Origin of the sequence: Haloferula helveola, assembly GCF_037076345.1 — a bacterium.
In the GTDB taxonomy this organism is placed as follows: domain Bacteria; phylum Verrucomicrobiota; class Verrucomicrobiia; order Verrucomicrobiales; family Akkermansiaceae; genus Haloferula; species Haloferula helveola.
In genome coordinates, this window is record NZ_AP024702.1 from 1,160,828 (window position 1) to 1,174,469 (window position 13,642).

9 protein-coding genes are annotated in these 13,642 nt (G+C 62.3%); 2 read left to right on the plus strand and 7 right to left on the minus strand.

The window, feature by feature from the left end; translation table 11 throughout:
- Nucleotides 1-35: 35 nt before the first annotated feature.
- From HAHE_RS04005 to HAHE_RS04015, 3 genes are all read right to left on the minus strand, one after another.
- On the minus strand, nucleotides 36-1,649 hold the full coding sequence (locus tag HAHE_RS04005) for a LamG-like jellyroll fold domain-containing protein (protein WP_338688809.1): 1,614 nt from the start codon (nucleotides 1,647-1,649) through the stop codon (nucleotides 36-38).
- Nucleotides 1,646-2,185, minus strand: a complete 540-nt coding sequence (locus HAHE_RS04010; protein ID WP_338688810.1) for a sigma-70 family RNA polymerase sigma factor — start codon at nucleotides 2,183-2,185, stop codon at nucleotides 1,646-1,648. Before HAHE_RS04010 ends, HAHE_RS04005 begins: the two co-directional genes overlap by 4 nt.
- A gap of 203 nt (nucleotides 2,186-2,388) precedes the next feature.
- On the minus strand, nucleotides 2,389-3,534 hold the full coding sequence (locus HAHE_RS04015) for an immune inhibitor A domain-containing protein (protein WP_338688811.1): 1,146 nt from the start codon (nucleotides 3,532-3,534) through the stop codon (nucleotides 2,389-2,391).
- 212 nt (nucleotides 3,535-3,746) lie between these two features.
- Here HAHE_RS04015 and HAHE_RS04020 point away from each other — a divergent pair, with 212 nt between their 5' ends.
- Entirely contained in the window at nucleotides 3,747-4,841 is a 1,095-nt protein-coding gene (locus tag HAHE_RS04020) for an alanine racemase (protein WP_338688812.1), read from the plus strand.
- 17 nt (nucleotides 4,842-4,858) lie between these two features.
- Here HAHE_RS04020 and HAHE_RS04025 read toward each other — a convergent pair whose 3' ends face one another.
- The 4 genes from HAHE_RS04025 to HAHE_RS04040 form a co-directional block, all read right to left on the minus strand.
- Nucleotides 4,859-6,130 carry a PQQ-binding-like beta-propeller repeat protein gene (locus HAHE_RS04025; protein ID WP_338688813.1) on the minus strand — a complete coding sequence of 424 codons (1,272 nt, stop codon included), beginning with the start codon at nucleotides 6,128-6,130 and terminating at the stop codon, nucleotides 4,859-4,861.
- A gap of 145 nt (nucleotides 6,131-6,275) precedes the next feature.
- On the minus strand, nucleotides 6,276-7,538 hold the full coding sequence (locus HAHE_RS04030) for a hypothetical protein (protein ID WP_338688814.1): 1,263 nt from the start codon (nucleotides 7,536-7,538) through the stop codon (nucleotides 6,276-6,278).
- A gap of 115 nt (nucleotides 7,539-7,653) precedes the next feature.
- On the minus strand, nucleotides 7,654-8,835 hold the full coding sequence (locus tag HAHE_RS04035) for a VCBS repeat-containing protein (protein WP_338688815.1): 1,182 nt from the start codon (nucleotides 8,833-8,835) through the stop codon (nucleotides 7,654-7,656).
- Between the two features lie 107 nt (nucleotides 8,836-8,942).
- The gene (locus HAHE_RS04040) at nucleotides 8,943-10,010 is read right to left on the minus strand and encodes a LacI family DNA-binding transcriptional regulator (RefSeq protein WP_338688816.1); all 1,068 of its coding nucleotides are present in this window, start codon (nucleotides 10,008-10,010) and stop codon (nucleotides 8,943-8,945) included.
- Nucleotides 10,011-10,104: 94 nt separating this feature from the next.
- Between HAHE_RS04040 and HAHE_RS04045 the strand changes: the two genes are divergently transcribed.
- Entirely contained in the window at nucleotides 10,105-13,494 is a 3,390-nt protein-coding gene (locus tag HAHE_RS04045) for a beta strand repeat-containing protein (protein ID WP_338688818.1), read from the plus strand.
- Nucleotides 13,495-13,642: the final 148 nt, after the last annotated feature.

Sequence of the window (13,642 nt, forward strand, 5' to 3'; positions counted from 1 at the left end):
GTGATACGGGTTGGGAAAGACTCCGGCGGTGCCGGTCAATCGGGCGCGGGGACCGCGGGCCGGGCCGCGCGGAACTGGGCGGATATCTCGGCCGGTGCGAGTCCACGGTCCCAGAGGGCCACCTCGTCCACCCAGCCATGGAAGGACTGAAGGTCAGGCTTGCCGCCATCCTTATGGGCCACGATGCCGGGCTTCCCGAAGCGGACTTCGATGCCCCGGAAGACGTTCGAATCGTCTCGACGCGGAAGGGTGTCGATGGCCGCCAATAGACCGTCGGCATAGAGCGAAACCTGCTGACTGTTCCAGGACACGGCGACGTGATGCCAATCACCGTCCGCATAGGACCGTGGCGACTTCAGAAGAACATCGTGCCTTCCGTTCTCGATGAAGAATCCGAGACGTCCGTCCGCCGAAAGGAATGCCTGCATTTCGAGCTCCGGGCCGAAGCCGCCCGAACTCGTCTCACCGGCGTGCCACAGGATCTCGCCCTGCGTCATGTCTGCATCGCGCCGAATCCAAAAGGAAGCGGCCCCCTCGCGTAGAGAGACGCCATTCGGGCCATCCATGCCACGGAGCAGCGACCGCACCGATGAGCCGGGCAGACGCACACCGAGATTTTTGTCGTTGAAGCCACCGAATCCGTCGGCCGGACGCACACCAGGCTGACCCATACGGGCATCCGGTTCCGCCGTCCCGTGGTCCTCGCCGCTCACCACATTCCGGATCGGACCGGGCTCGGACTCGTCGAGCTGCCAATACGCGGCGGGGTGCTGGCCACGGATTACGGTGCGATAACTGGCAGGCGCATCCAGCAGATCTTCAATCCCGGGAAACGGATCCGATCCCAACGGAATCGGCACGAGGGCACTCTCCGCATCGAGGCGGAACGCGATGCGTTTGGGGCGCAGGAGCGACACGCGCTCCCCCTTCTGGTTGCTCACCTCCACCTCACCCTCGAAGACATGAACCTCGATTCCCTCATCAGGGACATGACGGACCCCGAAGCGCGTTCCGATGTCGCGCACCACGTAGGGACCGACTTCGATCCGCACCGATTCCTGATCCGCTTTCGCGTCCACCCACAGCCAGCCTTCCTCGAGTTCGAAGTGTCGCAGTCCGAGCACCTTCACACGGGCCGGCCCTTGCACGAGGACTTGGGTGCCTGCCGCCGATTCGGCCGACACGACCCCTGTCGATACCACCAACACCGTCCCGGCCTCGAACCCGCGGCCCTGCGATTCCTCTTCCCCACTGCCGGACCGAACCGACCACAGCGCGCCGGGCGTCGCTTCGAGGGCAATGGCTTCGGGAGTCGGCGCCCGCAACTTGAGGAGTGTCATGAGGGCCGCCACCAGGATCAGGATCGCGGCGGCCGCCATCAGCGAACGCTGCACCATCCGCCGGGAAGCCCAGTCCGACTGCAAGGTCGGCAGGACGCCCTCTTCCCGCTCCATGCCCGCTTCCTGATGCAGGATCGCGGAGAGTTCGAAGTAGCGGAAATACTCGCGCCGTGCCTGCCGGGACGTGCCCAGAAGTTCCTCAAGGCGTGCGTGGTCTTCCGGCGAAAGCGTTCCCGCTTCCAATTCGGAAAGCAACCGGTGCAGCGGAGTCTCTCCGCGGCCGGAACTTCTGGAAAAGCGCCTGCTCATGGGGTGTCGGGAACCGGGTTGAGTTTTCGGCTGATGCAGGTCCGGAGCAGTCCCCGGATCCGGTGCAACGAAACTTTCAGGCTGCCCTCGGGGCGCCCGGTGCGTGCCGACAGTTCGCGAAGCGTGTCCTCACCGAGATATCGGTTCAGGACGAGACCTCGGTCGGCGGGTCGCAGGTTGCGGATGCATTGGCGCAGGATCACATGCCGCTCATCCGTCACCGCCAGGTGCTCCTCGGCCTCCGCCGCCAGCGACTCCCAGACCTCCTCGGAAAACACCCACTCCCTTCGCCGTTTCTGATCCCGCCAATGCGCGAGGAGACGGAAGCGAGCCACCGAAAACATCCAGGCCCGGAAGTTCGTGCCGCACTCGAAACCTTCCCGCCGTTCCCAGATCAGGGCATTCACATCCTGCGCGATGTCATCCACATCGGGAGAACCCTTCATCATCGACAACACGAAAGCCCGCAGCTGCAGCTGATGCTTGATCAGCAGCTGGACGAACTCGGCGTCCCGGGCTTTCTCTGTCTCGAACATGGGTTAGCGATCCCGCCAAGGCGGGCATGGGTAGTAGAGCAATACCAGACGCCCCGTCGGAGGTTAATGCCATCTGCGACATTTTCCTGCCAACCGAGATTATGAGCCACTCGCCAAGCCACGAACTGACGGGAATTGCGAAACCCGTAGTCTGAATTCGTTACGCCTTCCCGAGCTCAAGCCCATGGAACACCGCCTTACACCTAACGGGTAACCGCCACCTTCACCTCAAAGCCTCCGCCCATCAACGCATCGCCAACCTCGACCTTCAGAGGCGCGTCTTCGTTTTCGAAAGCGTGCCCCGTGAGATAGGTCGCGCCTTCCTTGAGACCGTCGCGCCCGTAAACGACAACCGGATTCTTGCCGGTGGCGAGGGTCGCATCGACCGAGTAGATCAGCACCCCGGCGGGAAATGGCTCGTCACCTTTCCGCGGGATGGGCGGTTGACCAATCTCGATCACATACACCTTGCTGGGACCCTTGGCCTGATCGACCGGCACCACGACCATCGACACGCCATCCTCGGCGTCGAGCGGGGTGAGCTCGATCTCATGACTGCCCTCGGTCAGGTAAGCTTTGCGGTCGTCATCCATCCAACCCAGCTTGTGACGGTGCCAGCCGATGAAGCCTGATGCCCCACCCCCGCTCGACATCAGGTCCCACGGGCCGGCGGGGTTCTTGGGTTGGAGATTGCCGTAGGTGTAGATGTCGGGGAGCCCCATGCAGTGGGCAACTTCGTGCGCGAGCACTCCCGGGTTGTTGCTGCCGATGTTGACGGCATGGAAGATGAAGCCATCACGGTAGGGAATCGCCCGGTCCTCACGCTCGCCGAAGGCGAAGTTCCCGCGTCCGGGCAACTTGGCAACGATGTAGTCGTAATCGAAGAAGTTGATCTCCGGATAAAGCCCGAAGATGTCGACGAACATCTGGCGATGGCCCTCGGTGGTCACCGGATCGTTCTCCTTCTGCGGCCGCGGCATCTCGCGCCAGCCGTGGATGTGGGTAATCTCGAGCTTGAGTTTGCCGTAGGACTGCTGGTGGAAGATGTCGAGGAAGCGGCCGTCGCCATACATCTTTCCCTCAATCTCCTGCGTGGTCTCCTTGGGCTCACCCAGGTCCTTGAAGTGGGTGTAGACCATGATCAGCTTCTTGTCGCCGACGGTCGTGCCGTAGATCTCGAAGTCGTTGGGCCCCTCGGTCTTGTAGACGTCGCCCTTGGTGTTGAGCGTGGGAATGACACCGCCCGAGGGCGCTGATTCGTCGGGCTGGTTGGCGACCACGAAGTGCTGGTGTTCGTGGGCAGATGCGAAAGAAAGGCTGAGGAGAAAGGCGACAAAGAGGCGAGGCATGGGTCGGCTACGCGGATGAGGTGCGAATGCTCTCAGCGAACCGCGAAAGTTCGCCAAGGAGAGCCGAACCGAACTCCGCCCAAGGCGCTTCGATTGAAAAGCCGCGACGCCGGTCCCGGTGAAACTCGACAGGCCCGGCCACGCCGCCCAGCCTCGCAATCACACCTCCCGGACTGCCCCTGATGACTCTTCCTGATCTCAAAGCGCCTGCCTTGAAGAAACCGCAATTGATCGTGGATTTGGAAAAGGCCACGAGAAATGTCTCCCGCATTTTCGACAAGTTCCAGCGACACGGGGTGGCTTTCCGTCCGCACTTCAAGACGCACCAATGTGCCGCCATCGGCGAATTGTTCAGGGAGATGGGCGTCCGATCGATCACCGTGTCTTCGCTGGATATGGCGACCTACTTTGCCGGGCATGGCTGGGATGACATCACACTGGCGGTACCGGTCAACCTCGGGCAGGTCGAAGAGATCGACCAGCTGGCGCAGCGCATCCGCCTAAACGTCCTCGTGGATTCGCTCGAAACGGCCAGCGCGCTGAATGACGGGCTGACGGTCGCGTGTCCGGTGTGGATCAAGGTGGATGTCGGATACGGCAGGGTCGGCATCAAATGGAATGACGAAGCCCGGCTACTAGAACTGGCGAAGCTGATCGAAAGCTCGGCCCTTCTGGAGTTCTGCGGATTGCTCACCCATTCCGGTCACACTTACGAGTGTCGCGGTCGGGAAGAAGTGCAGGTCCTTTTCGAAGAAGGCCGGACACGCATGCTGCACTTGGAGGAGACGCTTCAGGCCCACGGCACAAGCGCTCGGATCTCCATGGGCGATACCCCTTCGGCCAGCCTCGCGGAGGCATTCGATGGAGTCGATGAGATGCGACCGGGGAACTTCGTGTTCTACGATGTGGTGCAATCGCAGATCGGGTCCTGCAGCGCGGAAGACATCGCCGTGGCGATCGCCTGCCCGGTCATTGGCAAATACGAAGCGGACCTGAAGGTGGTCGTTTACGGAGGCTCCGTTCACTTCTCGAAGGACTCCGTTATCATCGATGGCGAACGCGTCTTCGGGCAACTTGCCCTGCCTGCCTCGGATGGCTGGAAGCCGGTGCCGCTGACAGACGCGCGGATCGTGAGTTGCTGCCAGGAAGTGTCGAAGATCCACGTTTCAAGGGAGGTCTTCGATCAGATCGGCTTGGGGCAGACCGTGTATATCCTACCTGCCCACTCCTGCTTGGCTGCCGAGATCTACCCACGCTATCGGACGACGGACGGGCAAGTCCTCGAACGGTTTCGCTTGTTCACCTAGCCGCTTCAGAAGCAGCCCTACTTCACGCACATCAGGTGCTCGGAAGTGCGGATCAACAGCTTCCCATCAAACGGCACCGGGGTGGCGAGGATCTGCTCGCCCATGTCGTGCTCTGCAAGGAGCTCGAAGCTTTCGCCGATCCGGGCGGAGAACACGACCCCGTCCTCACGAGGTGCGTAGAGGATGCCGCCCGCAATCACTGGAGAGGCGTAATACGGCACCGCGGAACGGGGAAGCTGGGCGCTCCAGAACGGCTCGCCGGTTTTCGGATCGAGGCAAACCAACTCGCCCTTGTGGCGTAGCAGGTAGACCCGCCCTTCATACTCGATCGGACTCGAGACAAAGACTCCGAAATCATCACGCTCCCAAGCCCGGTGCGTCGCGGTGACATCGCCTTTTCCACCGAGCCGGACCGCATGGGTCGATGCCTGCTTGCGATCATCGCGCCCGACCGGAACAACCACTATGTCCCCAGCGATCACCGGTGTCGCGATGGGTGGCCAGAGTTTCGTTTCCTTGGGGTTGAAGCCACCGCAGGACCACAGCAAGGCACCGTCGTCGGCCGCGTAGGCCGTCAGTTGGTCCGCGCCCCAAACGAGCAGGGCGTCCTTGTCGCCGTGACGGAAGGGAATGGGCGTGGAATAGCCATGGTCGTTCTCGGCCGGCGCGTCGAGGTTGCGCTCCTGCTTCCAGCGGATCTCACCGCTTGTCTTGTCGAACCCCGCGACCCACGAGTCACCGCCATGAAGGCGGGAAAGGATCACGAGATCGCCGATGATCACCGGTGAGCTGCCCTGGTCCCAGTAGAGCTCCTGCGGACCGAACTCCTCGACCAGGTTGCGCTTCCAGCGGACGGCCCCGTCCATCTCGAGACCCGCGAAGGTGCCGCTCTTGAAGTAAACGAACACCCCGGTTCCGTCGGTGACCGGCGAGGCGTTGCTGCTGGTCCCGAGCTTCATGTGTTTGGCTTTGCTCTCTGGGCCGAACACGGTTTTCCAGACCTCCTTGCCGTCGAGATCGAATGCCAGCGCGGCATCGACGCCGTCCGCAGGTGCCGTGAGAAAGATGCGGTCCTTCCAAACCACCGGCGAGGACGCGCCCTTCCCGGGGAGTGCGATCTTCCAAGCGACCTTCTCGTCACTCAACTCGGTCGGGTAGTTCTCGCCGGCCCGGCTACCGGTGTGCGCGGGGCCTCTCCATGAAGGCCAGTCCTCCGCGAGGAGCGGCGACAATGACGGGAGAACGAGGGCGGCGGCAGCCAGCGCGGATGCGTGTCGGATGGTGCGCATGCCAGTCATTAGCAGATCTCGGGACATTGTCATTCTGCTTCGGTCCAAACGAGGATCGGAAAAGCTGCGAGGAGTCCCGGCAGGACCCGATTCACCGCAAAGTCGCCACCGACGCCAAGGCAGATAGGAATCCCCTCGCTTCGAGCTAGGGAGCCAGGCTTTCCAGCACCAAGGCCGAGAAGGCGTCGATTGCGTTGGACGGATCCTTGATCGACTCACGGCTTATCACGGTCACATCACCCGATACTCCTTCGGGCTTCCCGCTCTGGAAAAGATAATCCCCGACACCCGGTGTTGCGGCGAGGAGCGCCATCGGATCGTAGAGATTGAACTTGGTGACATGCTCCCACACCGAATCGAAATCCTCGACGGTGAGAGAAGCTTCCTTAATCCCATCGGGATCCAGTTCGGTGAATGTCTGAATGAACCACCGGGGCGTGAGCGCGGGCGGCAGATGCCCTTCGTGAACCCCCGTCCACAGGCGCTTCAACGATTCGTATTGCTGATCGCGGAGGTAGATCCCTATCGGGTGACCGGTTTCGGCCATGGTTTCGTAAAACTCGCGCCCGACGGGAGCAGTATAGGCGGCCTCTTTGGTCACCACCACCAGAGGTAGCCCAAGCTCCTGGATCTTGGCGTAGGAATAGTCGGCCGCACCCTGCACCGTCGTGTTGTTGTAGGCTCGCCGGTCGGCCGAAACGAAACCGGATTCTTCGGCCTCCGAATTGATCCCTCCCATGATGACGACCCTCGCGACTTTCTGCTTCGCCAGTTCCGGAGCTGTCTTCAGAAAGCCAGCTAGATCGACCATGCCCGCGTTGACCAGCAGCACGGCATCACCGTCAGGCACAGCTGCGATTTCACTCTGGAGCAAGGATGCTCCGTCCTTTGCGAAACCGTTTTCCGGCAGTCCGAACGGCGTCGCATTGAATCCATTGTGATCTTTCTTCCGGCTTTCGGTCGCCTTGACGTTCAAGGAGCCGCTTTCGTCCCTGACTTCGATGTCATAGTCGCTCCCGATCCCGACCTTGACCCCTTCCAACTCAAGGTTCCGGAGCGCCCACAAGGCGAACTTCGCCCGACGTTCCCGGGTTTCAAACCCGCCCAGCGTCGTGACCACACATCTAAGGTCCACGAACCCCTGTCGGTCCAGCCAGTCCAACATGACCAGCGTATTGAGATCGTCCGGATCCTTGTTGGGATCGGTGAAGAGAAACAATGGCGCCGGTTTCGCTGGCTTCTTGCCGAGAAGGTCTTCCAACACCTTGCTCTGCCCCTCAGTCAGGGAAGCCCGAGTCTGAACGTTCTCATTCCCCTTCCCGGGCACTTCGTCCGAGCAACTCGACAGAGCACAAAGAAAGACTCCCGATAGCAGGATCGCGGTCGCTTGCACGGAAGAGAGCATCATCCCTGAACTAGCTTCCGATCACTTCCCCCTTCAAGCTCAATTGGAAACGGTGAGCGCAAGGATCGCTCCCTTCACCAAGGCTCTCCCTTTTTCGAATTCCACGGGGCGTTCCGGTCTACTTCAGAGGATTCTCGTACCACACGATATTGCGACTGCCGTGGCCGGCGATGAGGATGTCGGTGTCGCCGTCCCTGTCCATGTCCACGAGCCTCAGGTCGTAGGACTCCTGGCCCTCTTCAAGGACATGACGGGTGAACTCGCCCTTGCCGTCGTTCTCATACCACACGGCGTGACCGTCCTGCACACAACTGCAGGTCGCGATGTCGGTATCGCCATCCTGATCGAGATCGGCGACCGCCAGGCTGTGCGGATCCGCGAGGGTGGGATCGATCTCGGTCTTCTTGTAATCCGGGGCAGGATACCAAAGCACGCCGTCGCCATGACCGCGGCTCGCGAGGAAATCCAGATCGCCATCCCCGTTGAGATCGACCGGCAGGATATTGGTGGCACCCGGGTCATCATCGGAGAGCAGGTGCTTCTTCCACGGCTTTGTGGGATCCTCGGGTTGCTCCCACCACGCGAACCACTCGCCCACCGGCGCTCCGCTGCAGAGGTCGCCGCGGCCATCGCCGTTCATGTCCCCGAAGCCGTGGTAGTGGTTCCGGCCCGGAGCATCGCCGTCGGCGAGAAAGTGGGCCGTCCACAGACCTTCCGCCTTGGGATCCTCGGGAACCCGGAACCACGCGATCGAGTTCGGCACGGTGCTCTCATCGCTGTCCCGCCATGAGTTGGCGATCAGGTCGGGCTTGCCGTCGCGATCGACGTCGGCCGTGATCACGCAGTGCGCCCCATTCACCTCGAGGTGGATCATGCGACGCTTCCAATCCTGCTCGAAGGGCTTCTCCGGGCACTCCAACCAGAACAGCATCCGGTTGGACCCGATGTAATCGAGATCCCCGTCGCCATCGACATCCATCAGGGTGCTGTGAATGCACCCACGCTCCGCGATCCGGCCGGTGCGGTCCTTGGGCATTTCCGCCATCACCACCTTGGCCGTCCAATCCGGCCCCTTGTAGAGCGTCACCTTACCCAGGAAGGAGGCCATGACATCCATGTGCCCATCCCGGTCGAAATCATCGGCCACGACCGTGTTGATCTGCGTCGGCTGACCCTTCACCCCTGGAGCGATGTCCGGCTGGATGATGTGCTTCTTCCATATCTCACGTGCCGGCTCCGTCTCGGCGAGAGACGGACCGGACACCGAGAAAACCATCAGTAGAACAAGGGAGCGCTTCATGACCTCGCCAACCGATAGGTTTCCCGACGCCCGGACACCAGACCGCAAATATCGCCGCTTGGGTTCCTTCCTCACAGGCTCAGACCCGGTGCCGAAGGCGGGCCCGCCTACTTCGGCGCCCGCCCTATGGTGCCACCCGGCGCGAACTCGGCCGGCACCTCGACCTGGCGGACATCACTCCGGCCCCGGCTGAGATTGCCCGCCCAGTTCACGATCCTACGAACCACCGGTCGGGTATCCCAGCGGATGTGGGCAATCGTGGGCCGACACCATTCGAACCACGGATCATGGTCGGTGCAGACCAGCGACACATCTTCCGGCACTCTCAAACCACGGCTTGCAAGAAATGCCTGAACCGCGGCGAAGAGGCGGACTTCATCGAGAATCATCGCGGTCGGCGGAGTCACACGGAACAACGACTGCAGACGGTGATGAAATCCCTCAATGCTTCCGTCCCAGTCGGGTAGGTGAAACCGACTGAGCGCAATCCCATGAGAGGCAAGCTCGGCAAGAAAGGCGCGCTCCGAGGCCCCGGGTTCGGGAATCCTTCGCTCGGGCCCACACATCAGCACGATCCTGCGATGTCCGAGCCTTATCAGCTCCCGCGTCGCCGCCGCATAGGCAGGTGGTTTGTCCGGACCCACGCCGGGGATCTCCAGTCCACGCCGACGCCCGAAGAGGGCGAACACCGGCTTCCCCCTCCCCACGAACCACTCCAGCACCTCGAGCGAGCCTCCAAGAACGATCCACGCGTCCGCCTCAATTCGCCCGATCATCCGCGCGACCCGCTTTCGATCCATATTGAGCCTCTTCAGATTCAGCGGAGCTTCGACCACCGCATAGCCTTTCTCGGTCAACTCGTGTCGTGCATCGATCACGAAGCCCTGCGCCGGGTCATCCGCATCGTGGAAGAGCAGGCCGATCGTCAACATCCGCCTGGCGTCCGCCCTCCCCGACTTCCGAATAAGGCGCCGCCGTCCCGCCCCTTGCGACTCCAAGACCCCCTGCGCTTCAAGCTTCACCAGAGCCGCCTCCACCGTCTTCCGGTTGACGCCGAGTTCCTCGGCGAGCTTGTCCCTACCGGGCATCAACCCTCTCCAACGCCCCCTCTCAAGCTCGCCACGAAGATGACCCGCCACCTGCTCAGCCATCGTCGAGACCTTCAAGGCTCCCATACCAAAACCTACCCTAATTGGGGCAGGTTGGCGAGGGCCTTTTCTGTTGTTTGATCCGTCCTCCGAGAGTTGGGTCACCGACAGCCTCCTACCAATGAAATCAAAAATAAACCTGTTCGTGGCAGCGGCCACTTCCGTCCTAGCGAGCGCCCATGCGCAGACCACCGTCTTCTTCGACGATTTCGAGAACGGTGCGAATGACGCCACCGTTGACAACACCACCGGAGCCTACTCGCAGACCCCCGATGTGGATGCCGGTGACAGCGACGGCAATACCTCCGGAGACATCAACTCAACCCTCTGGGTGAAGGCAAACCAGGGTTTCGGAGCGACTCGTCAGGGCTTGATTGATGAGAGCCATGGCGACTTCACCGATCCTACCGGCGAACAAGCCTGGGGTTTCCGTTACACCAACTCCGGCATCACGACCGCGGAAGGTGTGATTGGCGCGTTGGTGCCCGGCGCGACCTACACCATCACCTTTGATGTGGTCGAGGATGGCCACAACGGGGGCACGCCATGGTCGGCGAAACTCTACACGGTCAACGGCGGCAGCAGAAATGATGCACGCAACGACGGTCTCGCCACCAGTGTCCTCGCGTCTGCAAGCGGCAGCGCCGACACGGGAGCGACCTACGAGCAGGAAACCTTCAGCTACACCGTCGATCCGGTTGCCGACGCCGCGGTGCTCGGCCACGATGTGACGCTCCGCTTCTTCGGCGCCACCACCTCCGCCACGATCGACAACGTCAAGGTGGAAGTCACCTACGCCACCGATATCGCCTACTGGGATATCGACGGCTCCACTCCCGGGTCGGGCGGGGCTACTCCGGCCGGAACCTGGGATGCCGCCACGACCAACTGGAATCCCGATCCCGATGGCACTGGAACCGTCGCGGCATGGACTCCGGGGGATATCGCCATTTTCGCCGCCGGCGCGGATGCGACCGGCACCTACTCGGTCACCGTGGACGGGGCCCAGGACATCGGCGCACTGATCGTTGAGGAAGGCGCGGTGAGCCTCGTTGATGGAACCTCCGGCGCACTCAATTTGGCGACCTCATCCCCGGCGGTCGTCGCATCGGGTGCGGAACTGACGATCGACATACCGATCACCGACGCCACCGATACCGAGCTCTTCACCAAGGACGGAGCGGGCCAACTCACCCTGACCGGTGACAACAGCGCCGCCGACGGCGGGATGGCTCTGAATGGTGGCATCACCCAGTTTGACACGCTGGCATCGATCAACGGCACAGGCGCCAACGTGGCGATCGGAGCCAACGGAATTCTCAGCGTTGCGGGATCCATCACCGGTGGCGATGTCCCCACGGTACTCGCGCGGGTTGACCCTGCATCAACCGGCACGATTGCAGCCGACAATGTTGACACCGCTGACTTCGACTTCGATGCCGCGGGCCTTACCGACGCCTACCTCGGTGCAATCGGCACGGTGGATTACACCGGCACGTTGACCCCCAGCGGCACGACCTACCGCCTGCTTGGTGGGGCTGGCGGCACCTTGACGCTGAACAGCGCCCTGACCTCCGGCTATACGCTCGACCTCAAGGGCCCGGGCACACTCCAACTCAATGGCTTCGACTCGACCGTCGACAGTCTGGTCAACAGCGGAGGTCCGACGGTGGAGAACGGCAACGCCTCCACCGCTGCGACGCTCACGGTCAACAATTCCTCCAACGAGAGCTGGTTCGGCACCTTCCAGGACGGCGGTGCCGCCACCTTGGGGCTGACGAAAGACGGATCCGGAATCCTCTACCTGAGAACCAACAACAGCATCACCGGGGACCTGACCATCCTCAATGGAACCGTCCAACTGGGCAATAACGGCGACACCGGATCTTTGAACGGATCCAGCTATCCCGGAAATGTGTCGATCGCCGCGGGTTCCACCTTCCGCGACCGGAGCAACAACTCCGTGACCATGAGCGGTGTGATCAGCGGTGACGGAAGCCTCCACAAGGACGGCAGCGGAACGATGACGCTTACGGGCGCCAACACCTACACCGGGCAGACGGAGATCCGCGCATCGGGTGGGGGCGGTCCGACGCTCAGTGTCTCCTCCCTCAACAGTGTCACCTCCCCGCCCCAGATGCCCAGCAGTTCGCTTGGCGTTCCGGCCGACGCGGCGGCGGGCACCATTATCCTGGGTTCCGGCACGAATGTCAGAAACTGCACCCTGATCTACACGGGTCCGGGAGAAACGACCGACCGCGTGATGGCAGTGAGTTTCAACTCCGGCGCGGATCAGGAGATCCGAAACACCGGAGGAGGCCTGCTCAAGTTCACCGAGCCCTTCACCATCAATCGTAGCAGCGGCAACAATGGAGGCCGCTTCACTCTTGGAGGTTCGGGTGATGGCGAGGTCGAGGCCGGAATGACCGGAGGTATCATTCCCGGTGACCTGTGGAAGGATGACGCCGGCACTTGGACTCTCGGGGGTACGACCACTGCGGATGATCTTCGGGTCAACAACGGCACGTTGATTGTCGCTGGCACACTCGACTCGGACGACAGCGATCCGGACGGGACTGGTACGGTCAACGTCACAGGAGGCACGCTTCAGGTGGACGGCTCGCTCACCGCCGATGGCGCATTCGACGTCAATGGCGGAACGCTCGGCGGATCCGGCACGGTCACAGCCGCAGGCGTAACGGTTGCCGCAGGAGCCAACCTTGCCCCGGGCTCCTCGGTGGGCACGCTCGACATTGATGGCGACCTCGACATCTCGGCGCTCGCAGGTGGTGCGGGAGTTCTTGATTTCGAACTCGATACCGTCGCAGCCAGCGACCAGATCGCCGTGACCGGAACCCTGGCCATCGGCAGCGGAGCACTCGGCCTGAGCGACTTCAACTTCACCGACCTCGGTGGCCTTCAGAACGGCACCTACACCCTGATCAGCAGTGGCGGGTTGACCGGCACTCTCGACGGAGCGGACCTCACCGCTACGGACGTGTTGGGTGGCGACGCCGACTTCGAATTGCAACTGAGCGGCAATGACGTCGTGCTCGCAGTCACCGGTCTGCCGGGTGGAAACCCGTTCGACACCTGGGCGGCCACCGGCACGCTGGGTGCCGTGACCTTCGAGGGCGACACCAACGGCGACGGCGTCCAGGACGGGCTCGCCTTCCTTCTCGGAGTGGACAACCCGGATGACGACGCCAATGGTGCGCTTCCGACCGTCACCGAAGACGGCCTCGGCGGCCTGGTGCTCACCTTCAACTGCTTGCCCTCGGGCGACCGGGGCACCGCCGAACTCCGGGTCGAGCACAGCAGCGACATCGGCGCAACTGATCCGTGGCTCGCCACTGTCGACCAGGTGCCGGATGCCACCGATATAGTGCCTGACAACGACGTGACCTTCGTGGTCACCGCGGGAAGTCCGACCAATTCGGTGGTGGCGACCATCGGCTCGGCTGCGGCTTCCGGAGGCACGCTCTTCGGTCGCCTGACGGCCACCGAATGATCCGCACTCCAACCCACTCACAACGCCGGCTCCGCTCGACGGGGCCGGCGTTTCTTTTGGCATCGCACCGCATCAGGCTGACCGCCTGCCCCACCTACGGCCAATGGAAGCCAGAGGTCGTTTCCGGCGCCGACACCTGAAGACGAGA